We start from the raw sequence: 25,185 nt of genomic DNA, 5'->3' as shown, positions 1-25,185 counted from the left end.
CGAGTTCCACACCGCGGCCCCCGCGGTGCGGCGCCGCCGCGCGGGGACGATCGCCGCCGCTCGAGGAGGAACACCCGCTCACGAGCAGGTGGAGGAGGTTCCGCCAACCGCCCCGGGAGGGGCCGGCGGAAACCCCGATCAGCTCAGCCTGCGCCGCCGCGCGACCTCGGCCATCACCACACCGGCGGCGACCGAGGCGTTCAACGACTCCACCCCGGAGGCCATCGGAATCGAAACCGTCTGATCGCAGTGCTCTCTGGTCAACCTGGCCAGCCCGCGTCCCTCGGAACCGACCACGACGACGATCGGGTCGGTGGCCAGTTCCAGCTCGTCCGAGGTGATGTCCGCGTCGGCGTCCAGCCCGACGGCCATCAACCCGTCCGACTTGAAATCCTTCAGCGTGCGGTTCAGGTTGTTCGTCTTCGCGACCGGGATCCGGGCCGCGGTTCCCGCGCTGGAACGCCACGCGACCGCTGTCATCCCCGCGCTGCGCCGCTGCGGCAGCAACACCCCGTGCGCCCCGAAGGCGGCCGCGGAACGGACGACGGCACCGAGGTTGCGCGGGTCGGTGACCCCGTCCAGGGCCACGATCAGCGGCGGCATCCCGGAGTTCCACGCCGCGGTGAGCAGATCGGCCGGGTCGGAGTACTCGTAGGGCGGTATCCGCAGCGCGAGTCCCTGGTGCACCGCGTTCGACGTCATGCGGTCGAGCTCGGTACGAGCCACCTCCACCACGGAGATGCCCTGGTCGGCCGCGAGCCGGACGGACTCGCTGACACGGTCGTCGGTGTCGATCCCGTGCGCCGCGTAGAGCACGCTGGCGGGTACCCCGCTGCGGATGCACTCGAGAACCGGGTTGCGGCCTGCCACCAGCTCGCCCGTGCTCTCGGAGACCTTGCGCTGCTTCTCCCGCTGCTGCTGGGCCTGCTTACGCGCGTCGGCCTTGCGCTTGGCCGGGTGGTTGTACCTGTTCTCCGCCTTGGGGGTGGGGCCCTTGCCCTCCAGCCCCTTCTTGCGCTGACCGCCCGAGCCGACGACCATGCCCTTCTTGGTGCTGGATTTGCGTACCGCACCCCTGCGTTTGTCGTTACCCGCCACGAACTATCCGTCCTTCAAAGTCCACATCGGCCCGTCGGGGGTGTCCTCGACGGCTATGCCACACGCCTGCAGCCGGTCCCGCACCTCGTCGGCCGTCGCGAAGTCCCGGCGTGCTCGGGCCTCGCTGCGCTGTTCGAGCAGCCCTTCGACCAGCTCGGACAGCGCGTTGTAAGCGGCATCGGAGCCGGCGTTGTCCCGAGCCCAGTGCGGCGCCAGCGGATCCAACCCGAGAATGTCGAGCATCGAGCGCACCGAAGCGGCGGCCGCGCGAGCCCCCTCCTCGTCTCCGGAGTCCAGGGCGGCGTTGCCCTCGCGGATCACGTTGTGCACCACGGCGATGGCCTGCGGAGTGCCGAGGTCGTCGTCCATGGCCGCGACGAATTCGGGATGCATCCCGCCGTGGGCCACGTTCCCCGCGCGCTGGACGACACGGTGCAGGAAGGACTCCATCCGGCCGAAGGTGGCCACCGCCTCGTCCAGCCCCTCGTCGGAGAACTCCACCGTGGACCGGTAGTGCGGAACGACGAGGTAGTAGCGCAGCTCCACGGGACGCACCCGCTGCAGCAGCGCCGAGATGGTCAAGGTGTTGCCCAGGGATTTCGACATCTTCTCCCCGGAGGCGGTGACCCAGGCGTTGTGCATCCAGTACGCGGCGAAACCGTCCCCGGCCGCGTTGGACTGCGCCAGCTCGTTCTCGTGGTGCGGGAACACGAGGTCCAGACCGCCACCGTGGACGTCGAACTCGCTGCCGAGGTAGTGGGTCGACATGGCGGAGCATTCCAGATGCCACCCGGGACGGCCCGCCCCCCAGGGACTCGGCCAGCTCGGCTCCCCCGGCTTGGCCGCCTTCCACAACGTGAAGTCCCGCGGGTCGCGCTTACCCGATCCGCTCGCGTCCTCGGCCGGCTGCATCTCCTCGGGGCGCTGTCCGGAAAGCCTTCCGTAGGACTCGGAGTAGGACGGCACCGAGAAGTACACGTCCCCGCCCGAAGCGTAGGCGTGCCCGGCCTCGACGAGGCGCTCGACCAGCTCGATCATCTGGGTGATGTGGCCGGTGGCGCGCGGAGTCGCCGAAGGCGGCAGGCAACCGAGCTGGTCGTAGGCGCTCTCGAAGGCCCGCTCGTGGGTGGCCGCCCATTCCCACCAGGGACGTCCGGCCTCGGCCGCCTTGGCGAGGATCTTGTCGTCTATGTCGGTGACGTTGCGCACCAGGCGCACGTCGTAGCCGCTGTGGGTAAGCCAACGCCGCAACACGTCGAATTCGAGACCACTACGCACGTGCCCCACATGCGGCATCCCCTGAACCGTCGCCCCGCACAGGTACAACGAGGCCACTCCCTCGCGGCGCGGCCGGAACTCGCGTGTGCTGCGGGTCGCGGTGTCATGCAGGTACAGGCTCACACCGCGATGGTACGGGGCGACTCCTCCGGAGTTGCAGGTCGCCCGTCACATCGCGAGGCCGTGCTCGGCCACGGCCCGCGAGAGGGCGTCCGGCCGTTCCGAGGTGGGCAGCGGCTCGACCAGCTCGAACCGGCAACCGACCTCGGTCGCCGCACCGTCCGCCTCGGTACTGTCGCCGATCATGAGCGCCTCCTCGGGGGCCACCCCGAGTCGCTCGCAGGCCCGCAGGAACAGTTTCGGATCCGGCTTTATCACACCTTCGACGTAGGACATCAACACCGAGTCGAAGAGTTCCCCGATGCCGATCCGGTCGAGAGCCGGACGGATGTCGAAGGCGATGTTGCTGATGACCGCCGTGCGGACCCCCGTCTCGTGCAGGCCACGCACCACGGGTCCGGTGTCCGGGTACGGCGTCCAGCAGTCCGGGTCGACCAGGCTGGAGTACAGGGCCCGCGCCTGCTCCGGGTCCTCGACCCCCGAGCTGCGCAGCACTTCGAGGTACACCTTGCGGTGCAGATCGGGATCGAGGTCCCGCTGTTCCCAGGCCTGCTGGTACTCCTCCGGGAGCGCGGCCACCTGCCCCATCGGAGCGGTCATGCGACGCATCAGCTCGGTCTGGGCCTCGAGGTCCCACTCGCGTCCCGCCGAGTCGACGAGCCCGGAAAGCCAGGACTCGTCCTGCTCCAGTCGGAACAGCGTGCCGGAGAAGTCGAAGAGTACTGCGCGCACGGTCACGGATCCACTCTACGTGGATCACTCCACCGGCGACCCCGCGAATGCGGTGAAAATCACCGCGCGTCCGCAAGGGCCTGGTATCCGCGCGGACCGGACGAGTGCCCGCTCGGTTGGCCCGGTCGTCGTGCAAGCGGCGGAGCCGCTCGCAACCACCTACGCAGTCGGCGACGCCGGGGGCTCAGGTGCGGGGTCTCGCGAGGGCCGAGGTTCCCCCACCGGCACCGCCACGCGAACCGAGCCGTCGCCCCCCACCTAACCGAGGATCAGTGCCGTGGCCATCGCCGCGATCCCCTCGCCGCGCCCGGTCAGCCCGAGCCCGTCGCTGGTGGTCCCCGAGACGGAGACCTCCGCGCCGAGGGCACCGCCGAGCGCCGCACCGGCTTCCGCGCGACGGGGACCGATCCGGGGAAAGTTCCCGATCACCTGCACGGTCGCGTTTCCGACGCGGAATCCCTCGCCGGTCACCAGCTCCCGCACGTGAGCGAGGAAGTCCACCCCGCGCGCCCCGGACCAGCGATCGTCGCCGGTCCCGAAGATCGCGCCGACGTCGCCGAGCCCCGCGGCCGAGAGCACCGCGTCGCACAGCGCGTGAGCGGCGACGTCACCGTCGGAGTGCCCGGAGCATCCGTCCAGCTCGGGCCAGTGGATCCCCGCGATCCAGCAGGGTCTTCCTCGGACTATCGGATGAACGTCCACACCTTGCCCGACTCGGGGGAGTTCACTCACAGCCGTTCACCCGCCGTCTTTCCCGGGAGTCCTCCGTCAGCCGCGCGCTCGGGGAGCAACACACGAACGAGCGAGCACGCTACGCGCTCGGAGGACCACTTTCCGCGTACACTTCGGATTCCGAATCGTGAGCCGGCGCCAACACCGTCTCCGCCACCGCCAGGTCGAAAGAGGTCGTGATCTTCAGGGCATGACTGTGCCCCGGTACCGTCCGAACCGGATGCCCCGCTCGCTCGACCAGACCGGCGTCATCGGTGGCCACGTCCCGCGAACAGGCGTAGGCATCCCGCAGCACCTCGGGAGTGAAGGCCTGCGGGGTCTGAACCGCGCGCAGCGGCGAGCGATCGACGGTGGACAGCACGGTGCCGTCCTCGTCGACCCGCTTGACGGTGTCGGCCACCGGCAGCACCGGCACCACGGCACACGCACCGGCCGCGACCTCGGCCACCACCGCACGGACCACTTCGGCCGGGGTGAAGGCACGCGCGGCGTCGTGCACGAGGACGACCTCGGCGGTGGGAACGAACCGCTCGGCCGCGTCCAAAGCGGCCCGCACCGAATCCGTCCGCTCGTCCCCGCCGGGGACAACCTGCACCCGATCGCCCAGTTCCGCGAGCTCGCGCCCCATGCGACCGAGCTGGTCGGGAGGGGCCGCCACCACGACGTGGTGCACACTCCCCGAGTCCAGCAGGCCACGGACGGCACGCAGCAACAGGGACTCACCGAGCACCGGAACCAGGGCCTTGGGCACGCCGGCGCCGAGACGGGTTCCACGTCCGGCGGCCGGAACCAGAGCTACGACGTCCACACTACTCGGACCGTCGGTCAGGCCGTCGTCGCCAGCACTTCGTCCAGCAGGCTCTCGGCCTTGCCTTCGTCCGTGCCCTCCGCCAGCGCGAGTTCACTGACCAGAATCTGCCGCGCCTTGGTCAACATTCGCTTCTCCCCCGCGGACAGTCCGCGGTCCTGTTCGCGTCGCCAGAGGTCGCGCACCACTTCGGCCACCTTGTTCACATCGCCGGAGGCGAGTTTCTCGAGGTTGGCCTTGTACCGACGGGACCAGTTGGTCGGCTCCTCGGTGTGATCCGAACGCAGCACGTCGAAAACGTGATCGAGACCCTCCTGACCGACGACGTCCCGCACGCCGACGTGCTCGGCGTTCTCCGCCGGAACTCGAACGGTCAAATCGCCCTGTGCGACCTTGAGCACGAGGTACTGCTTTTCCTCGCCCTTGATCACACGTGTCTCGATTGCTTCAATCAGCGCAGCGCCGTGATGCGGGTAGACGACGGTCTCTCCGACCTTGAAAACCATGTGTCCTCTGCCCCTTTCGCTGTGCTCAGTCTAGCATGGTCAGCAACGCCACTTCGACGGGCTCAACATCTTCGTTGCAGGTCAGCGGGCGAACAGGGGTTGACAAAAAGGCTTGTTTCATGCAACGCACGTAACCTCGATCACCGACACGCGAAGCACCACGCCCCGCACGCACACCGTGCCGAGGGGTGCGGCCGACATCGCCGACGACAACGGTTTAGGCTCATACCCGGTTGTCCGGCAAGCAGGAAGGACGCTGCATCCGTGAGCCGCTCACAGCACAGCAAGGCAGTTCGCCCGCGGTTGGTGCCCGCAGTTGTCGGGCTCGGTGCCGTTGTCGCACTCTCCGGCTGCGCCACCGGCCAGCAGGCGGAAACCTCTCAGCAAGTCGCCTCCGCCTCCGGCGCGAGCGCCAACGCGAAGACCATGGCGGTCCGGAACGCGACCCTCGGTTTCCCCGAGGGAACCGACGGGAGGGCCGTGTACGAGAAGGGCTCGAGCGCCCCGGTCGAGGCGGTGCTGGTCAACGAGTCCAAGCAGTCGGACCAGCTGGTGCGGGTGAGCAGCAGCTACGCGCAGTCCACCGAGATCACCGGCACCAAGACCATCCCCGCTGAGCAACGGCTCTACGCCGTGGAGGAGCAGGGGGGCTCGAGCGACGAGCTGACCGCAGCGGAGGCCTCCGACGACGAACGCGAACGCGTTCGGATCTCGTTGAACGGGCTCTCCCAGGACATCTACCCCGGCACCACCATCCCGGTGCGGTTCACCTTCGCCGAGGCGGGCTCGGTGACCCTGCACGTCCCGATCGGGGCCAGCCCCGAACCCCGCCCCGAGCACGGAAGCCGGCACGGCTCCGGGAACTCCGAGGGACACAGCGGGTCGCAGGCGGAGCAGGACACCCCGTCCGGTGAGCACAACGGCTCCGAGCAGAACGACGGGTCCGGAGGATCGGCCGGGGAGAACGGCTCCGGCGAGAACTGATCTCACCCGTCCGGCGCGAACCCCGGGCGGGCCGGCTCACCGGCGGCCGTCCTGTCGGGTGAGCCGGATAGCCTTTGCCCGTGGCTACCAAGAACGCGCGAACCGGCAAGCCCGGTTACCGCTGCGCCGACTGCGGGCGCACGGTCGCCAAATGGGTGGGTCAGTGTCCGGACTGCGGCCAGTGGGGAACCGTGGAGGAAGCCGCGGTCCAACCCGCGAGCCCGTCCAGAGTCGGTGCCGCGGCCCCCTCCACCCCGGCCAAGCCCATCGCCGAGGTCGATCTCGACTCGGCACGTGCCGTGGCCACCGGCATCGACGAACTCGACAGGGTGCTCGGCGGAGGTATCGTTCCCGGTGCGGTCGTGCTGCTGGCTGGAGAGCCGGGAGTGGGAAAGTCCACACTCCTGCTCGAGGCCGCCCACCGCTGGGCGGCAGGCGGCTCGGGCGGACGTTCCCTGTACGTCACCGGTGAGGAGTCGGCCGGGCAGGTTCGGTTGCGCGCGGAGCGCACCGGCTCGTTGCACCCCGAGCTCTACCTCGGAGCGGAGAGCGATCTCCCCTCGGCCGTCTCCCACGTGGAAAAGCTCCGGCCCGGGCTGCTCATCGTCGACTCCGTCCAGACGGTGCAGTCCGGAGACACCGAGGGAACCCCCGGCGGAGTGACCCAGGTCCGCGCCGTCACCAGCGCCCTGGTCGCGCTCGCCAAGGAACGCGGGCTTCCGGTGATCCTGGTGGGGCACGTCACCAAGGACGGGGCTGTCGCCGGACCGCGGTCCCTGGAGCACCTCGTCGACGTGGTCCTGCAGTTCGAGGGCGACCGGCACTCGACGCTGCGCATGCTCCGTGGTGTGAAGAACCGCTTCGGCCCCGCCGACGAGGTCGGCTGTTTCGAGCAGGGCGACGACGGCATCGCGGAGGTTCCCGACCCCTCCGGCCTGTTCGTCAACGGCCAGCAGGCACCGGTTCCCGGCACAGCGGTCACGGTGATCGTGGAGGGCAAGAGGCCCCTGCTCGCCGAAGTCCAGGCACTGGTCAGCCCGACGCAGTTGAGCATGCCCCGCAGAGCGGCCAGCGGGCTGGACTCGGCGCGCGTGTCGATGATGCTCGCCGTCCTCGACAAGCGGGGAAACGTCAAGACCGGCGACCAGGACGTCTACGCGGCGACCGTCGGGGGCATGAGGATCACGGAACCGGCCGTCGACCTGCCGACCGCCCTGGCTGTGGCCTCCGCGAAACTCGACGTCCCCCTTCCCGCGGCCACGATAGCCGTGGGCGAGGTGGGGCTCGCGGGGGAGATTCGCCGGGTCAACTCCGTGGGACGCAGGCTGGCCGAAGCAGCACGGCTCGGCTTCGAGCACGCACTGGTGCCTCCGGACACCGGAACCCCGCCCCAGGGGCTCCGCGTCACCGAGGTGGCCGATCTCCGCTCCGCGCTGCGCGCGTTGCGGCGGCAGTGACTCGGGCGTGGTGTTCGGCACACCGCGTGATCACCCGGATCCCGACCACGGTACTCTCGGACAAAAAGGACGGTCCGACACCGTCGGCGCCGAACCAACCACACCTGTCCCCCCGGCACCGCCGCGGGTTCTCCCGTGGTGCTCTCGCGAGGAAGGCCCGACGGGGTGCAGGTGGCCACCCGATGTCGGGCCTCGCCGGAGCGGGATTCCGCGAGAGGTTCCGCCGAGCAACCACCCGAGCGAACCGAGCCGAGCGAACTCCTTAGGAGGTTCACCGTGACCGCGACTGACGACCTGCTCGCCCGTAACCGTCGGCAACGTGAGGCCTGGGACGGGCAGGTGCCCGGTTCTCCCAGCCTGCGGACAGCTGTGGTCACGTGCATGGACTGCCGCATCGACCCGGTACGGACCCTGGAGCTGGGCTCCGGTGAGGCGCACGTGATCCGCAACGCGGGCGGCGCGGTCACCGAGGACGTGCTCCGCTCCCTGTCGGTCAGCCAGCGCAAGCTCGGCACCACCGAGATCGTGCTGATGCACCACACCCGCTGCGGCATGGGCACCTTCGCCGAGGCCGAGTTCAAGCAGGAGCTGGAGGAGGCGACCGGGCAGCGCCCCACCTGGTCGGTGGAGACCTTCGCCGACACCGAGCAGGACCTGCGGCAGTCCGCGCGACGTGTCCGGCGGAGCCCGTTCCTGACGGAGACCACGAGCGTGCGTGCTTTCGTGCACGACATCGACTCCGACGAGCTGACCGAGGTCCCCCTGGACTGATCGAGCACGAGGTTCGACGGGTCGAGTTGCTCGAGTGGTGCGGGTGGCGGAACCTCGGTCGGGGTCTCGCTGCGGGATCCTCGACATCGAGTAGCCACCTACACCACGTCGAGGCCGTCCTCGCGAGACCCGTGACTGAGAACCCGCGACGGTGCCGATTGCTCTGGCTCAGAGCGCCTGGACTGAGCGGTGTCCTTCTGTCGGGAGTTCCGATCCGGGGTGCGAGTTGCTCGGGTGGCGTGTTTCGGCGCTCCCCGCGCCGAAGAAACCCCCGGGCCAGCCGACAACCCGGCCGGAAAACATCGGTGAGCCGAACGCCTCCGGGTCCGGCGCGCATGGCACGATCGGTGTGCCATGAGGAATCCGGAGCCGAACACGGTCGGGGGAGAGCAGCGGGAAGCCGCGCTCGACCCCGACGAACTGATCGAGTGGTTCACCGCCGAGGGACGCGACCTGCCGTGGCGCGGACCGGACGTCGACGGCTGGGGGGTGCTGGTCAGCGAGACGATGTTGCAGCAGACCCCGGTGAACCGGGTGCTGCCGATCTGGCGGGAGTGGCTGGAGCGCTGGCCACGTCCCTCCGATCTCGCCGCCGCGCCCCAGGGCGAGGTCCTGCGGGCCTGGGGCAAGCTCGGCTACCCGCGCAGGGCCGTGCGACTGCACGAGGCCGCCGGGGTGATCGCGTCGGAGCACGGGGACCGTGTTCCCTCCGATGTGGACACCTTGCTCGCGCTGCCCGGGGTGGGCACCTACACGGCGAGAGCTGTGGCCGCCTTCGCCTACGGCGAACGGGCCCCCGTCGTGGACACGAACGTGCGCCGCGTGGTCGCGCGCGCGGTCCACGGCGCGGGCGACGCGGGCAACCCCTCCCCCAAGCGCGATCTCGCCGACGTCGACGCGCTGCTGCCCGCCGACGACCACAGGGCCTCCGGGATGTCGGCGGCCCTGATGGAACTCGGTCAGACCGTCTGCACCGTGCGTTCCCCGGCCTGCGAGAGCTGCCCGCTCCACCACGGCTGCGCCTGGCGCGCGGCGGGCAAACCCGCCTACGACGGCCCGCCGAAGAAGGTCCAGCGCTTCGCGGGCACCGACCGCCAGGTACGCGGGCTGCTGCTGGACGTGCTGCGCGGCTCCGAGGGGCCCGTTCCCAGGGCGAGCCTGGACGCGGTGTGGAGCGAGGCCGCCCAGCGTGACCGGGCGCTCGACTCCCTGCTGGTGGACGGTCTGGTGGAACAGACCGAGGACGGCAGGTTCGGACTCCCCGGCGAGCAGTAGGCGGACGTCTTCCGTCCCCTGTCGTGGACGGTCGTCGGGCTGCACCTCCCGCGGTCGTGCCGACCGCTCGGGTGGCTTGTTCCGGCGCCGGGAGCGCCGAAGGAAACCCCCGGGCCGACCGGCAACTCGACCGGAGAAGCTCCACAGACACGCCCGGGTCGATCTCGAGTTGCCGAGCCCCGGCTGAGGGTCCAGGTTGGATCAACAACCGATCCGTTGCCAGGGGGGTCCATGAGCTCCGACGGAGTGGGCGTCACCGCTCGCGGGATCACCGCGCGTGGGCCGCTGGGGCCCGTGTTCGAAAACGTGGACGCCACCATCCGCCCCGGCGAACTGGCCACGGTGATCGGCCCCTCCGGGACGGGGAGGACCTCGCTGCTGCTGGCCCTGTCGGGCAGGCTCCGCACGGTAGCCGGACGGATCGAGGTCGACGGCCACGAGCTGCCCAAACACTCCAAAAGGGCCAGAAAGCTGCTCGCTCCCGCACTGCTGCGCCCCGGATTCGAACTGGAGCGGTGCTGGAGAGTCCGCGAGGCGGTGCGCGAACGCCGCGTCACCAGCAAAATCGACAACACGGACGTGTCCGAGTCCTTCGCCCTGGTCGGGGTCGATCCGGAGCCCGAAGCGCTGATCGGTTCACTGCACCCGGGTGAGCGGCTGCTGCTCGCCGTCGCGCTCGGCATGGCCGCCTCGCCCGCCGGGCTGCTGGTCGACGACGTGGAGCTCGGACTTCCCGCCGCCGCGCGGGTCAGGGTGTGGACGGCCCTGAAGGCGGTGAGCGGAACCGGCACCACGGTGATCGCCAGTACGACCGACCCACCGCGTTTCGAGGCCGGACCGGTGATCCGGTTGCCCCGTCCGGACGACGAGCCCGACGACGAAACCCGGCACGGCACTCGCCCGGACATCGCGACGCCGTTCGAGATGGAACAGCTCAGGGGAACCGGGCTCGTCTCCCCGGTCACCCCGGTCCCGGGCAACGGCCCCGAACAGCCAGACCTTTTCTCCCTCGTGGAGGACTACCCCGGCGAGGAGGACGAACCCGGTCCCGACGCCGGGGACACCGCGGAAATACCCGAACCGGATCAGTCCGATTCGGACTCCGATGAAGACGGACGTGCGCGATGAGGGTCGTCAAGCTCGCACTGCTCGAACTGCGCAGGTTCCGGGGTGGCAAACTCCGCCCGCTGGTACTGGTCGCGCTGGTACTCGTTCCACTGCTGTACGGCTCGCTGTACCTGTGGTCCAACTGGAACCCCTACGGGAGGATGGAACGTGTCCCCGTGGCCGTGGTCAACGACGACCAGCCGGTGCGCGCCTCCGGTCAGTTCATCGACGCGGGGCAGCAGTTCACCGAGCAGCTGCGTTCCCGGCAGCTGTTCGACTGGAACTTCGTCGGCGCGCGGGAAGCGCGGCGCGGGCTGCGTCAGGGCGACTACTACTTCACCATCACCGTTCCGGAGGACTTCAGCGCCAAGCTGGGGACCGCGACGCGCCGCCTCCCGCAGCGTGCCGAACTCGAGATCACCAAGAACGACGCGAACGGCTACATAGCCGGCATCATGGCCGACACGGTCGAGGCCGAACTGCAGAACCAGATCAACGCCGCGGCGCACAGCGCCTACGCGCGAACGCTCTACGACGAGATGGACACGATGCGGCAGAAGCTGCTGAACGCCTCCAAGGCCGCCGACCAACTCGTCGAGGGGACTTCGCTCAGCGTGCGAGGTACCGAGGGGCTCAGCAGCGGTCTGTCCGGAGCGGTGGACGGTGCGCGCGACATCTCGACGGGAGTCGACGACATCTCCACCGCCGCGTCCCAGCTGGACCGCCGGTTGACGGCTCTGACGAACCTGACGGCGGACAGACTGCCCGCGCGGATGGACGACGCCGTCGACGCCGGGGGGACGGTGGTCCAGGGGCTGGGCACGGTGGCCACCGCGACCTCCTTCATCGCCGACAGGGCCTCCAACGACGTGGCCGGGCTCGAACAGCTCGGACGAAACCACCCGGAACTGGGCGAGGACCCCACGTACCGTCGGGTGCTGCGAAACGCGCGGCAACTCGCGGGAACCACCGCGAAAGCGGACAACCGGGCATCCGAAGTGCTGTCCGAGGCCCGCAGGGCCAACTCCGAACTGGCCACGTTGCGGCGGAACGTCTCCACCGTGCAGCAGCGGATCACCGCGGTCACCGAACCCGCCGACCGGGTCACCGCGGGAACATCGGCGCTGAGCAGTGGATCCGAGACGCTGACCAACAGCCTGAACAACCTGTCCTCCAACAGCCGGACCCTCAACGCGGGCGCGCAGCAGCTCAACAGCGGGGCCGAGGAGCTGAAGTCCCTGGTGGACCAGGGGCTGTCCCGCATCCCGCCCACCGATCCGGCCCAGGTGTCGCGGGCGGCCGACGTCCTCGGTTCCCCCACCGCGATCACCCAGCAGAACTTGAACCCGGCACACGTCTATGGACGCGGGTTGGCCCCGTTCTTCTTCGCCATCGCCCTGTGGGTGTTCGGACTGTTCGCCTACCTGCTGTTGAAACCGGTGAACACGAGAGCCGCGGCCGGGAGGAACCTGGCCGCCACCATCGCCCTCGCCGGATGGCTGCCCGCAGCCGTGCTGGGAACGCTCGGGGCCGGGGTGCTGCTGGCGGTCGTCAGCTTCGGCCTGGGGCTGGACCCGATCCACCTGTGGCCGACGGTCGGGTTGCTCGCACTGGCCGCGACCGCCTTCGTCGCCATCGACCACCTGCTGCGCACCGCGTTCGGCGCCATCGGAGACGCGGTGTCCCTCGTGCTGCTGATCGTGCAGCTCACCGCATCGGGCGGTCTGTACCCGATGGAAACCACCCCCGCCCCCTTCCAGGCGATCCACCCCTACCTGCCGATGACCTACTTGGTGGACGGGCTCCGGGTGACCATCTCCGGCGGTCTCACCGAGCACCTGGTCCGCGACCTGATCGTGCTCGGAGGTTTCCTGGTCGCCTCGCTGGTGCTGACCACGCTCGTGATCGCCAGACAGCGGGTGTGGACCATCGGGCGGCTGCACCCCCGGATCGAGCTGTGAGGCCGGTCCCGCTCCCGCAGGACGTCGCGCGGCGCCACGCCCACCGCACCGACGAAGTGCGGCGGGACGCGCGAACCACCTAGGCTGACGACATGACAGTGGTGAAGATCAACGCTCTGGAAGTGCCCGAAGGCAAGGGCCCCGAACTCGAACGGCGCTTCGCCCAGCGCCAGGGCGAGGTGGACCAGGCGCCCGGGTTCCTCGGGTTCGAGCTGCTGCGCCCCGTCAAGGGCGACAACCGCTACTTCGTGTGCACCAAGTGGGAATCGGAGCAGGACTTCCGGAACTGGGCGGAAGGCCCCGCGAAACGAGCCCACGCCGCCGACAGCGAGGAGCCCGTGGCCACTGGTGCCAGCCTGCTCGAGTTCGAACTGGTCACCGAGTCGCACCCCGAGCGGTGACCGGATCCCCGCACGGAACGGAGCGGCTGCCGAGTCCCTCCCCGCCCGCGCCGCCGAGCGGACCGGGCCGTCGCCCCGCTGAGCCGCGTGGTCACGACGGCACGACGAGCTTGGCCAGCACGGCCCGGTGATCGGTGCCGTCCACCTTGAACGTGCGGTAGTCGCGGACGGCGGTGCCCCCGCTGACCAGCACGTGATCGAGGGTGACCGGAGGCGCCCAGGGACGCCCCAGCTCGGGCCAGGTCGGGGTCAGCCCGTCACCGGTCACCTCGGCCGCGTCCGAGTAGCCGCGTCCCAGCAGCTTCCGGAGCGGGGCGTGGTCCAGCGTCGCGTTGAAATCCCCGGCCAGTATCCGCGCCGGTTGGGAACGGTCGGTGGCCGGCGCGGGCAGCGAGGTTATCTCGCGCTTCCACCCGGCCGTGGTGTCTCCCCCGACCGGCACCACGGGATGCGCCGCGACGTACTGGACGTCCCGCTCACCGGGCAGGTCGATCCGCGCGGAGGGCTGTTGCATGGTGGTGTTCGAAGCCAGCGAGAGTTCGCGCAGCGGATAGCGCGAGACGATCCCCGAGCCGTCCCCGTTGGCCTCCGGCGCGAGCACGCTGTACGGCAAGGTGTCGAACAAGCCGGCCTCGCGCAGCTCACCCACCATCCCGGAGTTCAGCTCCGGCATGCTCAGCACGTCCACATCGTTGCGCCGCACCAGCCGAACCAGCCGGTCCGCATCGGCCTCGCCGAAGTACACGTTCGCGCTGAGCACGTTCAGCGAGCGCCCCTGCACCCCGCTCGGCTCGTCGGCGAGCACGCGAGGGACGACGCTGACGGCGAGCACGGCGGTCACCATGGCCACGACCAGCGCGGTCAGCCAGCGCCGCAACGACAGCGCGAGCAGTAGCAGCACCCCGCCGCCCGCCGTGACGTACGGGGTGAGCGCGATCAGCGCCGAGGAGATCTGGCCGCGCTCCAGTCCGCCGAAGCGCCCCAGGGCCACCGCGCAGAGGAACGCCGCGAGCAGCAACAACAGCAGGGTGACGACACGACCGCCGGGAGCGCGGCGGCGATCACGCGGCGGCTTCCGCTGTTCGGCCATCGTGTCGTCCTCGACCAGGTCATCACTGTGCATATCCGCCGCCTCACGCCCCATACGGCCACACCTACCGGAAAACATCCAACCTCGACTAAACCTGTGTCGCACCTCACCGGAGTTGTGCGACGATTGTGCGTCTTTGTCGGGGAGCCGACTCGTGCTGGGGAAGCAGAAGGATCAGGAGGGCGCATGACACTGGCGGTCCGGGCCGAGGGCCTGGTCAAGCGATTCGGAACGACCAAGGCACTGGACGGGGTGGACCTCGCCGCCCCGGCCGGTTCGATCCTGGGGGTGCTGGGGCCCAACGGCGCGGGGAAAACGACCAGCGTACGCATCCTGGCGACCCTGTTACGCCCGGACGGTGGTCACGCCACCGTGGCCGGACACGACGTGCTGCGGGATCCGGTGGGGGTGCGGGGCAGGATCGGGCTGACCGGGCAGTACGCCTCGGTGGACGAGGAGCTCACCGGGACCGAGAACCTGGTGCTGATCGGGCGGCTGCTGGAGATGCCGCGTTCGAGCGCCAAGGCGCGGGCGAAGGAACTGCTGGAACGCTTCGGGCTCACCGAAGCGGGCAACCGGGCGGTCAAGACCTACTCGGGCGGGATGCGCAGGCGGCTGGACCTGGCAGCGAGCCTGGTGGGACGCCCGGAGGTGCTGTACCTGGACGAGCCGACGACCGGGTTGGACCCGCGCAGCCGCAACCAGGTCTGGGACATGATCGGCGCGCTGACCTCGGAGGGAGTGACGGTGCTGCTGACCACGCAGTACCTGGAGGAGGCCGACCAGCTGGCCGACCGCATCAGCGTGATCGACCACGGCAGGGTGGTCGCCGAGGGTCGCGCCGACGAGCTGAAACGCCACAGCGGGGGCCAGACCCTGCAGGTGCGGCTCAGCGACCCCGACGACGTCGCCGCCACCGAGACCATCCTGCGGGAACTCACCGGCCGGCCCCCCACCGCGAACCACGAGACGGGGCTGCTCACCACCCCCGCGAACGATCCGGTGCTGATGTCGGCGCTGGTGCGCGGGCTGGACGAGGCGGGGATCACCGCCGACGAACTGTCGCTGCGGCTGCCCAGCCTCGACGAGGCGTTCCTGTCGATCACCGGGCAACCGGCCGATGCCGCGGAGCCGGCACGGGACAACGAAGAGGAGGACGACGCGGCATGAGCACGACGACCGTCGAGCGGCCCGAGCACTCCGACCAGCAGTCGCGCGGCGCGCCGCGTCGTGTCGGGCCGCTGCGCACGCTCAAGCACGGCTTGACGCTGGCGGGACGCAGCGTCCTCAAGATCCGCAAGTCGCCGGAGGGGCTGCTGGACGTCACCCTGCAGCCGATCCTCTTCCTGGCGATGTTCGTCTACCTGCTCGGTGGCGCCATCGCGGGGGACACCGGGGCGTACTTACAGCAGACCCTGCCGGGCGTGATGGCCATGAACATGGTCTTCGGCAGCCTCGGCACCGGGATGCAGCTCAACAACGACATCACCAAGGGGGTGTTCGACCGGTTCCGGAGCCTGCCGGTGGCGCGGTCGGCGCCGCTGATCGGGGCCGTGCTCGGCGACGTGGTCCGCTACGCGGTCTCCATAGCGGTGCTGCTGATCGTGGCCACGCTGATGGGCTTCCGCATCGAGACCGACGTGGTCTCGGCGGCAGCGGCGATCGTGCTGGTCATCGCGTTCGCGCTGTGCGTGTGCTGGATCTCGGTGATGCTGGGGATGCTGGTCAAGAGCCAGCAGGCGCTGCCGGGGGTGGCGATGTCGTTCATGTTCCCGCTGACCATGGGCAGCAACGTGTTCGCCCCGACGGAGACGATGCCCGGCTGGCTGCAGGCGTGGGTGAGCGTGAACCCGGTGAGCAAGCTGGCCGACACCGCCAGGGGGCTGATGATCGGCGGGCCGGTGGCCGGACCGCTGTCGGCCACGCTGGTCTGGATGGTCGCGCTGGTCGCGGTGTTCTTCCCGCTGGCGCTCTGGGCCTACCGCAGCAGGGTTTGAGCCGGGATCCGGCTGCTCGGTTGAGGGAGCCGTGGGTTCTGTGGTGGTTGTAGTGGTGCGGATAGGCCGGTAGGGCCCTGCGTCTGTTCCGGGGAGCTGTCGAAGGTCACGCGGCAGGCCCACTCGCTGGGCGGGACGTGGGAGGAGCGCTCGGCCTTGCCGCGGAGACGGAGAACTCGACCAAAAAGGCGAAGGTCTTTTACGCGCATGCCGACGGTGTCCATGTCACTAGAGGTGAGGCCAGTGTCCACGTCTGGTGGAGCACACAAGACCCCGAGCTGGCGACGCATAAGGCCACGGTGACCGTGGAACTTCAGTACTTAACCCCGAATGGGTGGGAAACAAAGAATGCTGGGCAGCGAGCTCTGAAAGAAGGCAAAACTGGTAAGCGCGCTAACGCGCGTACGCCGTGCTCGTCACGAACGCTAGGCCAGTGGCGCGCTGTGGTCGATGTGGATGTTCACTGGGTGGTTGATGACTCGCGCAAACTGGTCCAAGATCCTCAATATGTATCCTGCACTCCGTGATACCCGCGGTGACTGGTCCGAGTGCTCCGCCGTCGTTCGTCGCCGGGATGCACGGGGTGCTGTGGTTGCACCCGTGGGTGCTGGAGGCGCGGCGTCGGGGCACGTTCGCTGTCGACGACGAGGAAGAGGGCGTCGCGGCACTGATGTACTGGCGTGCCCAGGTGTTGGGTCTCGATGACGTCCTTCCGTCGGTGAACCCGTTGGCCCGGTGGCGTCTGGAAGAGACCGGCGGGGACTGGGCCCAGGACGGACGGGTGCACCAGCTGGGCTGGATGCAGGCCGCCCCTCTGAACCTGGACCACCAGCGGCTACCGGTGCGGCCGGTGCTCACGTGTTTGGGTGATGGGCTGGCCAAGGTCGGCACGGTCGAACCGGCTGGCACCCACATGGTGCTGCCGTTGCACCTGGATGTTGCGCGTGTTCCCGAGCTTCCCGGCTCCTGCGAGTGGTTCCAGATGGACGAAGGGCTCGACCCCCGGTGGGAGTTCGTGCTCTCGCTGCACATCTCCGACGGGCAGGAGGTGCTGGACCCGGCCGCGTTGCTGACCGCCGTTCGGGCTCGTGCGGCGCACGTGCTGGATGTGGAGCTGCTCGACCGACCCCCCGTCGGGGTGCTCGCCCCCGGGGAGTTGGAGGGAAGCTGGCTGTTGGGGCAGAACCTCTCCGCGCTGCACCTGCGCTGTCGGGGACCGGAGTGGTCGGTGGACATGGCCGCTTTCGCCACCGAGGTGGCCACCCACGCGGCCACCGCCACCGGCATCGAACAGACCCTGTTCGTTTCCGTCACTCACACTGGCCCGGACACGACCCGCCGCTGACTCGTGGACAGAGACGCCGTACCTGTGCGGTGCGGAATGTTATCCACAGGTTGTAAGTGACTTACCGTACGTTGCTCCCACCTCACCGTGCGGGGAATCGTATTCCCCGCACGGTGAGGTGGTTTTATATCTCGGGCTACGCAGGTGGCGGCCGTGGCGCGGACACCGGAGCAGGAGTGCGCGGTCACGATCGTCACCAACTACGACCGCGCCGAGAAACTGGCAGCTGCGGTGAAGGGCAGGTGGCCGCCATCCTGGCTCACCTACACACCGGCCCCGAAGCGAGGCACCGGGCGAGACGCAGCTACGACGACTGGCACCAGGCCACCGACCATCCAGACCAGCTCGACGAACCGATCCAGCGCACCGCCCGATGGATACTGGACCGTCCGTTTCCATACTCTCGGCGCGACGACGTCACATCGAGCGGTGATCTCCGTGTGAACACGGCAGCGCCCGCACCTCACGTCCGCGGACAGGGGACTGGTGGTCAGCACATCAGATACATTTAGTGCTCGAACTATGCCGGATCGTTCCTGCCGATGGTGTGTCGCCCCCCTGAGGGACCGAGCACAGCGGCCACGTGCACCGCGTGGAGTGCCTACCCGCGGCCACCAGCGGTGACGAGACCGACGACTTCCACCGCTGGATCGCAGGATGCTCCCCGCGGCCGCGTGACATCGTCGGTGGCGTGGTGGAGGCGGCCCCGGTCCCCAGCGAGACTCGGAAGCCCGCTGACCAGCCCTGCCGGGAACTACGATCAGCCGTCGAGGGTGTGTTTCCGGATCTGCTCACGGGAGTCGAGTTTGAGCTTGCGCAGCACGTTGGCGACGTGCTGCTCAACGGTTCGCGACGACAGGAACAGGATGCGCGCGATCTCGCGGTTGCGGTGCCCGTCGGCCACGAGACGACACACCTCGTGTTCGCGCGGCGAGAGCTTCTCACCGTACCCGTGCCGGCCGCATCGGGTGGCACGCGCTAAACCGTGCTCACGAAGCACGTACCGGCAGCGGGCAGCGTCGTGAGTAGCACCGAGCGCGTCGAACTCCTCGGCGAGCTCGCCGAACGTACTCGCGGGGTCCGCTCCGTCACAACCCGCCCGGGCGTGCTCCAACCGCCAGCGGGTCAGTCGTTCCGCCGCCAGGGCGGCGAAGTACGGTGCGGGCAGTGCAGCGGCGCGTGACCTCGCTCGGTCGAAGTGCTCCTCCGCCCGATCGTCCCCCCGCCGGGCCGCGAGCAGACCGTAGCACATCGGCAGAGCTGCCGCGGCTGCGGGAACGTCGAGCTCGGCGATGGCCGTACCGAACGTCTCGGTGAGCTCGACCGCGTCCGACTCTCCGCCCACGCGGAGGTGGGCCGCGACCGCCGCGGGCATCAATTCGGCCGCCCACACCCAGGCTTCCTTGCGCCGGACCAACCGCATGCCGCGTTCGGCGACCTCCGTGGCCCTGTAGTGCTCCCCCTGGGCCATCAGCATTCTCACCTTGGCCGCGTGGGCGTTGACCACCACCGGGGCATAGGCGTTGTTCGGCTCCGCCATACCGGTGTCATCGAGGTACTGGGCGGCTCGCTGCCATTGCCCACCCGCCACCGCCAGGCAACCCAGGATCAACGACAGTTCACTCGCGACCGGCAGCAGATCCCGGTACTCGTCGCGGAGTCTCCGCACACGTTCGGCGAGACCCTGCCAATGTCCGGTGATCCAGTCGAGGTGTGCTCGTGTCGCGCGCGCCGTACTGACGATGAAGGGCGCACCGCAGTCGTCGGCCAGCCGAATTCCTCTGCTCAAATAATCGCGGGCCGTCTCGTAGTAACCGATCCACGAACAGGAATCGGCGATGTTGCAGTGCGCTCTGGTGAGGTCCCGTTGTTCCGGGTGGGTGTCCGCTCCCGACGGAAGCCGTTCGATCACCCGCCATGCTGTGGGCACACCGATCATGAGCTGTGCGGGAGCGTTGTTGGCGAGCATGCTTACCCGAAACGCGGCATCGGTGGTGTTGCCGACCGCCTCGTCCACCTTGCTCATCCAGGATCGATGCTCAACGAGCGAGACGTCGCCGATATAGGGCAGCGCGAGCACCGACATCGCCTTGATCCGCAATTGCGGACGTTCGTCGAGTTCGTCGATCGCGGTGATGAGCGCGGCACGACCGGATTCGACCCCGCCCGTCTGCCTGTTGAGCAACAGACCGAGAGCCAGTCTCACCTCACCGCGTACCGAGTCGGGCAGACGCTGGTCCGCCAGCAGGCGTTCCAGCGCCGCCGTAACTTCATGCTGGTTGAGCCCGGTGTACGCCACTCGGCTCAACTTGACGGCCAGTCTGCCCACGTCCGTCGGAGCCAGTTCCGCCTCTTTGAGCAGTTCTTGCAAGGTGGATGTTGCCGTATTGGCATCGCCCAGCTCGGCCGCACGATCCGAAGCCGCTTCCGCGTAGCGCAGCCAGTCGTCATGTGCTCCCGCTTTACGGCTGTGCTCGGCCAACCGCACCAAGGGCTGTGGTTCGACGCGGGCCAGCTCGCTCGCCGTGCGCGCATGGAGCCGCTCGCGATCCGGCCCCGACAGTGTCCAGTACACGGCTTGGCGCGCGAGGGCGTGTCGGAAACCGTACCGGGATTCGCCGGTCTCCAGCAGGACACCTGCCTCCAGTGCCTCGGACAACGCGGCACGCGCATCCGGGGTGGACAGCTCGGTCAGCTCGCCGAGCAGCTTGGTCGAAGCCGGTGCTCCCAGGACGGCGGCGGCCCGGGTAACGCTCCTGGCGGTATTCGACAACCTGGATAGCCGGTCCAGACAGGCCTCCCGCAGCAGGGCCGGGACCTCGACCTCGTCCAGCAGGCGGCGGGCCTGGAGACCGTCGGTCTGCACGACTCCCGCCGAATTGCGCAGCGCGCGCAGGGTTTCTTCCAGCACGAAGGGAATGCCTCCGGTGCGTTCGTGCAGCCGGGCGGCGAAATCCGGGGCGACGAAGCGATCGCCGAGGATGGCACCGGTCAGCTGTTGTACACCGGTAACGTCGAGCGGGCCGACTTCGACGGTGACACCGTTGTCGTTGAACGGGGGGCGATACGCCGAGCCGAGGGGGATTCCCCCCGGGGTCTCTTCCCGCCGGTAGGTGACCAGCAGCGTGAGGTCGCGGGGCATATCGGACATCAGAAAGCGCAGCAGGTCACGAGATCCTTCGTCTGCACAATGCAGATCCTCGACGATCAGCACGGTGTGCCCGAGCGCGTCGAGCAGCTCACGGACGGCGCGGAACAGCCGGTGGCGTTCCGCGTGCGCATCGTCGAGACGTTCAGGAGGCGGCGGAAGCAGGTTCGTCAGCTCCGGCAGGTGCGCGCGCAGCGCTCCGGCAACAGGACTCAGCTCGCGAGTGTGCGGCAGGCTCGCACCCACCTCACGAAGCGCGTCCAGAATGGCACCGTACGGAAAAGGTTCGCGCATGGCCTGGCAGTGGGCGAGCAGAATACGTTTGCCCGACAGCCGGGGTCGTTCGATCACCTCGTGCACGATGCGGGTCTTTCCGATCCCCGCCTCACCCGCCACGAAGATCGTGGAAGGGGGGCGCTCGGCGCACTCGACGAGGGTGCGCAGCTCCTGGTCTCTCCCGATCAGCACAGGCGAGCTCGTGCGCATCGGCGCACGGCTCGCGGCGGGTTCCGAAGCGGAACGACTTTCGTGCCCCATACGGCCTCCGCCAACGCCCGAACGGTGTCGCAGTTCTCGATCAACTATAGAACCACGGAAGAAGGACGTTAACCCACTTAAGGCTGAAGATCGAGAAAGGAACCACGGATATATGGGTATCGCTACGTAGCGATTCACGGATTGCTCCCGTTCCGGTCGCCTCCGAGAGTGAATCATCGCGTGGCAATGAGTGATCGTTGCTCGAATGCCACGTCGTTTCTCTCACCAGATCGGTTGCGATTGGAGTCTCCGATGCAGGGACATCAGCGGTCCCGGCGACGTGTCGTCGGGGCGTGTACGTTGGCCGGGGCCACCGCCTTGGCCACGTTCGCCATGGGGGGTACCGCGGTCGGGCAGCAGTCCGATACCGGTAAGATCCGCGGATTCGGCGGGCCGGGAGCGATTTCGGACAGCTATGTCGTCGTATTCGAGGACAGCGCGGTAAGCGCACAGTCCGTCGGCACGACGGCGCGGTCCTTGGCGGCGCAGTACGACGCGAGTATCCGGTCCACCTACGACACGGCGTTACGCGGGTTCTCGGCGCGAATGAGCGAGCAACAGGCACGTGAGCTCGCCACCGAGCCCGGTATTGCCTACGTGGAGCAGGACGCGATGGCACACGAGCTGGACACGCAGAATTCCCCCACGTGGGGACTCGATCGCAGTGACCAGCCGGAGCTCCCGCTGGACGACACCTATTCCTACCCGGACAGCGCGGGCAGCGGGGTGACCAGCTATGTCATCGATACCGGCGTCCGGATGAGCCACAACGAGTTCGAAGGACGAGCCGAAAGCGGGTACGACTTCGTCGACGACGACCCCGACGCGAGCGATTGCCAAGGACACGGCACGCACGTCGCGGGCACCATCGGTGGCAAGACCTACGGGATGGCCAAGGAAACCACACTGGTCGGTGTCCGCGTGCTCGGCTGTGACGGCACGGGAGCGTGGTCGCAGATCATTTCCGGTGTGGACTGGGTGGCCGAGAACGCTCAGGGCCCCGCCGTGGCCAATATGAGTATCGGCGGTAGCACCAACACCTCGGTGAACGACGCGGTGAAGGGCGCCATCGAGTCCGGCGTCACGTTCGCCGTGGCGGCGGGAAACTCGGGGGAGAACGCCTGCAACAGCAGCCCCGCGAGCGTCGAGAACGCGATCACCGTCGGCGCTTCCAACGCGAGTGACGAGCGTTCGACCTGGCCGAGCATCCCGGGGTCCGAATCCAACTACGGTCGCTGCCTGGATGTCTTCGCACCGGGCACCAACGTGACCTCGGCGTCCGATTCGAGTGATTCGGCGTCGGTATCGAAGAACGGCACGTCGATGGCCTCGCCGCACGTGGCCGGTGCCGCGGCGCTGCATCTCGCGGAGAACCCGAACGCCGGCCCACAGCGGGTTCACGACGCGCTGGTGAACAACGCTTCCAGTGACGAGCTCACCGGCATCAAGCGGGGATCGCCGAACAAGCTGCTCAACGTCTCCTATTTGGGTGACGGTGGCGGAAACCCGGATCCGGACCCGGGCAATCACGACCCGTCCGCCTCGTTCACCTCGAGTTGCGGATTCGACGGATGCGCCTTCGATGCAGGTGACAGCACCGACCCTGACGGCGACATCTCCCAGTACCACTGGGACTTCGGGGACGGCAAGACGGGCAACGGGGTGACGGTAAACCACTCCTATCCTGCGAAGCAGGGCAGCTACACCGTCGAACTCACCGTGACCGACAGCAAGGACAATTCGGATTCCACCACACGGGCGCTCGATTGCTGGAACTTCGGCGACAGCGCCTACTGCTCACCGAGCTGACCCACCGGTGACGGCCACTCGAGGCTGCTCGGGGCCCACCGACATGGTGGCCCCGAGCAGCCTTTCATCGAAGTTCTCCGCAGTCCGGCGATCCCGGCTCCTACCCACCCGACGAAGTGATCGACCGGGAAACAGAACGTAATTCGGATCCCCCGCTCCCGAGAACCCGCGGGGAGGTTCCGCTCCAGCGAACCCACGCACCCCCGAACAGAAAAGCTCGCTCAGAGCGCGAGTCCCAGGGCCCAGCTCCCCAGCCCGTACAGCGCGGCGGGGATCAGCACGAGCGCGGTGAGGTTGAGCCACCAACCCGCTTTCACCATCTGCGGGATGGTCACGTAGCCGGAGCCGAAGACGATCGCGTTCGGCGGAGTCGCCACCGGCAGCATGAAGGCGCAGCTGGCCGCCACGGCCGCGGGAACCACCAGCAGCAGCAGATCCATGTCCAGTCCGAGCGCCACACCGGCGAGGATCGGCAGGAAGGTGGCCGCCGTGGCGGTGTTGCTGGTCATCTCGGTGAGGAAGATCACCGCGGCCACGGCCACCACGATCAGCAGCAGCACCGGTACCCCACCGAGCGTGCCGACCTTGTTGCCGATGAACGTGTCGAGCCCGCTGGACCCGACGGCCGAGGCCAGTGAGAGTCCACCCCCGAAAAGCAGCAGCACGCCCCACGGCAGCTTCGCGGCGGCCGACCAATCGAGCGTGAAAATCCCTTCCCCCGCACGGACCGGAATCGCGAACAGCACCAGAGCCGCGGCGATCGCTATTCCCGCGTCGGAAAGGTTGAGTCCCGGCAGCAGGTTCGAGAGCGGTTCACGCAGGATCCACAGCAGAGCGGTCAACGTGAACACGACGAGCACGACCCGCTCCCCCCTGTTCATGGGGCCGAGCTTGGCCAGCTCGCCCTTGAAGAGCTCACGCCCGCCGGGAATGTCGGTGATGCTCGTCGGGTAGATCACCCTGGTCAACAGCACCCACGCGATCAGCAGCAGCACTGCCGCCAGCGGCAGGCCGAACAACATCCACTGCCCGAACCCTATTTGGATGCCGTAGGTCTCCGACAGGAAACCCGCCATGAAGAGGTTCGGCGGGGTCCCGATCAGCGTGGCCAGGGAGCCGATGCTGGCGGCATAGGCGATGGCCAGCATCAGGCAGACGGCGAAACGGCCCGCTCCGGTGTCCTCCCGATCCCGCATGACGTGTTCCACGGTTTCCTCGTCGGAGTCGCCACGCAGGCGTTCGAAGACGAGGGTCAGCACCGACATGCCGATCGGCAGCATGACCACCGTCGTGGCGGTGTTGCTGACCCACATCGACAGGAACGCGGTGGCCAGCATGAAACCACCGACGATCCGTACCGGACGGGTGCCGACCGCGAGCACGGTCCGCAGCGCGATCCGGCGATGCAGACCCCAGCGCTGCATCGCCAGGGCCAGCATGAAACCACCCATGAACAGGAAGACGATGTCGTTGGCGTACGGGGAGGTCGCTTCCTCGACGTCGCCGACCCCGAGCAGCGGGAACAACACGATCGGCAGCAACGCGGTGGCCGCCAGTGGCAGAGCCTCGGTGACCCACCAGACCGCCATCAGCACACCGACCGCCGCGACTCCGCGCCCCGCGTGAGTGACTCCGTCCTCGCCACCGGGCAGCAGGAAGTAGACGGCTACGGCCAGTACCGGTCCGAGGAACCTACCGATCCAGGCTCTGCGGGAAACCCTGGCCGGTTCCACGGTTTCACCTATTTCCGGCGTCTCCGTCGAACCGTGCTCCTCGTCATTGTCAGCGACCAATGCTTCCGCCACCCCGATCGACGTATCGTTCTCACCGACAACGATGGTGAGGTCGTCACTGCGAATTGCGGGGAACCGTAGTGGATTACCAGCGTTTCGGGAAGGACCGCGGAATCCGTGGGGGTGGTGGTGTGAGTAATAGGCCCGGCCCCCTTGTGGTGGGGGCCGGGCTTGGGGGGGTTGGGTCGGCGGTGTCCGAGTCTCCCACACCCGTGGGGGTGCAGTACCTTGGGCGC

Annotated in this window: 20 protein-coding genes; 11 read left to right on the top strand and 9 right to left on the bottom strand. The window is 68.5% G+C overall.

Translation table 11 applies throughout. The features are described 5' to 3' along the window. Window positions 1–138: 138 nt before the first annotated feature. The 6 genes from rlmB to FHR84_RS11240 all read right to left on the bottom strand — a co-directional run bounded on the left by rlmB (window position 139) and on the right by FHR84_RS11240 (window position 5,274). Window positions 139–1,098 (bottom strand): 23S rRNA (guanosine(2251)-2'-O)-methyltransferase RlmB, encoded by a 960-nt coding sequence (gene rlmB / locus FHR84_RS11265; RefSeq protein WP_179535457.1) that lies wholly within the window; start codon window positions 1,096–1,098, stop codon window positions 139–141. A 3-nt stretch (window positions 1,099–1,101) separates the two neighbouring features. Beyond that, a complete protein-coding gene (gene cysS / locus FHR84_RS11260) occupies window positions 1,102–2,499 on the bottom strand; it encodes a cysteine--tRNA ligase (protein ID WP_179535456.1) in 1,398 nt (465 codons plus the stop codon). Between the two features lie 45 nt (window positions 2,500–2,544). Then, on the bottom strand, window positions 2,545–3,234 hold the full coding sequence (locus tag FHR84_RS11255) for an HAD-IA family hydrolase (RefSeq protein ID WP_179535455.1): 690 nt from the start codon (window positions 3,232–3,234) through the stop codon (window positions 2,545–2,547). Window positions 3,235–3,486: 252 nt separating this feature from the next. Then, on the bottom strand, window positions 3,487–3,960 hold the full coding sequence (gene ispF, locus FHR84_RS11250) for a 2-C-methyl-D-erythritol 2,4-cyclodiphosphate synthase (protein ID WP_179535454.1): 474 nt from the start codon (window positions 3,958–3,960) through the stop codon (window positions 3,487–3,489). Window positions 3,961–4,039: 79 nt separating this feature from the next. After that, window positions 4,040–4,768, bottom strand: coding sequence for a 2-C-methyl-D-erythritol 4-phosphate cytidylyltransferase (gene ispD / locus FHR84_RS11245; RefSeq protein ID WP_179535453.1), 729 nt, complete (start codon window positions 4,766–4,768; stop codon window positions 4,040–4,042). Window positions 4,769–4,785: 17 nt separating this feature from the next. After that, on the bottom strand, window positions 4,786–5,274 hold the full coding sequence (locus FHR84_RS11240) for a CarD family transcriptional regulator (RefSeq protein WP_017972969.1): 489 nt from the start codon (window positions 5,272–5,274) through the stop codon (window positions 4,786–4,788). Window positions 5,275–5,538: 264 nt separating this feature from the next. Between FHR84_RS11240 and FHR84_RS11235 the strand changes: the two genes are divergently transcribed. The 7 genes from FHR84_RS11235 to FHR84_RS11205 all read left to right on the top strand — a co-directional run bounded on the left by FHR84_RS11235 (window position 5,539) and on the right by FHR84_RS11205 (window position 13,230). Then, complete coding sequence (locus FHR84_RS11235) at window positions 5,539–6,258, top strand: copper chaperone PCu(A)C domain-containing protein (RefSeq protein WP_179535452.1); 720 nt, start codon at window positions 5,539–5,541, stop codon at window positions 6,256–6,258. A gap of 80 nt (window positions 6,259–6,338) precedes the next feature. Further along, window positions 6,339–7,715, top strand: a complete 1,377-nt coding sequence (gene radA, locus FHR84_RS11230; protein ID WP_179535451.1) for a DNA repair protein RadA — start codon at window positions 6,339–6,341, stop codon at window positions 7,713–7,715. A 276-nt stretch (window positions 7,716–7,991) separates the two neighbouring features. Continuing rightward, window positions 7,992–8,486 carry a carbonic anhydrase gene (locus FHR84_RS11225; protein WP_179535450.1) on the top strand — a complete coding sequence of 165 codons (495 nt, stop codon included), beginning with the start codon at window positions 7,992–7,994 and terminating at the stop codon, window positions 8,484–8,486. A 354-nt stretch (window positions 8,487–8,840) separates the two neighbouring features. Beyond that, entirely contained in the window at window positions 8,841–9,761 is a 921-nt protein-coding gene (locus tag FHR84_RS11220; RefSeq protein WP_179535449.1) for an HhH-GPD family protein, read from the top strand. Between the two features lie 231 nt (window positions 9,762–9,992). Beyond that, window positions 9,993–10,889, top strand: coding sequence for an ATP-binding cassette domain-containing protein (locus FHR84_RS11215; protein ID WP_179535448.1), 897 nt, complete (start codon window positions 9,993–9,995; stop codon window positions 10,887–10,889). Further along, window positions 10,886–12,829 (top strand): YhgE/Pip family protein, encoded by a 1,944-nt coding sequence (locus tag FHR84_RS11210; RefSeq protein ID WP_179535447.1) that lies wholly within the window; start codon window positions 10,886–10,888, stop codon window positions 12,827–12,829. Before FHR84_RS11215 ends, FHR84_RS11210 begins: the two co-directional genes overlap by 4 nt. A gap of 92 nt (window positions 12,830–12,921) precedes the next feature. After that, on the top strand, window positions 12,922–13,230 hold the full coding sequence (locus tag FHR84_RS11205) for an antibiotic biosynthesis monooxygenase family protein (RefSeq protein WP_179535446.1): 309 nt from the start codon (window positions 12,922–12,924) through the stop codon (window positions 13,228–13,230). 91 nt (window positions 13,231–13,321) lie between these two features. On the opposite strand, the gene FHR84_RS11200 is transcribed toward FHR84_RS11205, so the two are convergent. Continuing rightward, window positions 13,322–14,353 (bottom strand): endonuclease/exonuclease/phosphatase family protein, encoded by a 1,032-nt coding sequence (locus tag FHR84_RS11200; protein WP_246300490.1) that lies wholly within the window; start codon window positions 14,351–14,353, stop codon window positions 13,322–13,324. A gap of 153 nt (window positions 14,354–14,506) precedes the next feature. Between FHR84_RS11200 and FHR84_RS11195 the strand changes: the two genes are divergently transcribed. The 3 genes from FHR84_RS11195 (at window position 14,507) to FHR84_RS11185 (ending at window position 17,662) form a co-directional block, all read left to right on the top strand. Further along, window positions 14,507–15,490 carry an ATP-binding cassette domain-containing protein gene (locus FHR84_RS11195; protein WP_179535444.1) on the top strand — a complete coding sequence of 328 codons (984 nt, stop codon included), beginning with the start codon at window positions 14,507–14,509 and terminating at the stop codon, window positions 15,488–15,490. Then, the gene (locus FHR84_RS11190; RefSeq protein WP_179535443.1) at window positions 15,487–16,317 is read left to right on the top strand and encodes an ABC transporter permease; all 831 of its coding nucleotides are present in this window, start codon (window positions 15,487–15,489) and stop codon (window positions 16,315–16,317) included. The genes FHR84_RS11195 and FHR84_RS11190 overlap by 4 nt, the downstream gene beginning before the upstream one ends. 535 nt (window positions 16,318–16,852) lie before the next feature. Beyond that, window positions 16,853–17,662 (top strand): hypothetical protein, encoded by an 810-nt coding sequence (locus FHR84_RS11185; RefSeq protein ID WP_179535442.1) that lies wholly within the window; start codon window positions 16,853–16,855, stop codon window positions 17,660–17,662. A 760-nt stretch (window positions 17,663–18,422) separates the two neighbouring features. On the opposite strand, the gene FHR84_RS11180 is transcribed toward FHR84_RS11185, so the two are convergent. Next, window positions 18,423–21,278 (bottom strand): helix-turn-helix transcriptional regulator, encoded by a 2,856-nt coding sequence (locus FHR84_RS11180; protein ID WP_343075237.1) that lies wholly within the window; start codon window positions 21,276–21,278, stop codon window positions 18,423–18,425. Between the two features lie 321 nt (window positions 21,279–21,599). On the opposite strand from FHR84_RS11180, the gene FHR84_RS11175 reads away from it, so the two are divergent. After that, window positions 21,600–23,156, top strand: a complete 1,557-nt coding sequence (locus tag FHR84_RS11175; protein WP_246300489.1) for a S8 family serine peptidase — start codon at window positions 21,600–21,602, stop codon at window positions 23,154–23,156. Between the two features lie 221 nt (window positions 23,157–23,377). On the opposite strand, the gene FHR84_RS11170 is transcribed toward FHR84_RS11175, so the two are convergent. Next, a complete protein-coding gene (locus FHR84_RS11170) occupies window positions 23,378–24,949 on the bottom strand; it encodes an SLC13 family permease (protein ID WP_218862754.1) in 1,572 nt (523 codons plus the stop codon). Between the last annotated feature and the right edge of the window lie 236 nt (window positions 24,950–25,185).

Source organism: Actinopolyspora biskrensis (genome assembly GCF_013408175.1).
Taxonomy (GTDB): Bacteria; Actinomycetota; Actinomycetes; order Mycobacteriales; family Pseudonocardiaceae; genus Actinopolyspora; species Actinopolyspora biskrensis.
The sequence above is the reverse complement of the archived record's forward strand: the minus strand, read 5'-3'. Positions and strand labels throughout refer to the sequence as shown.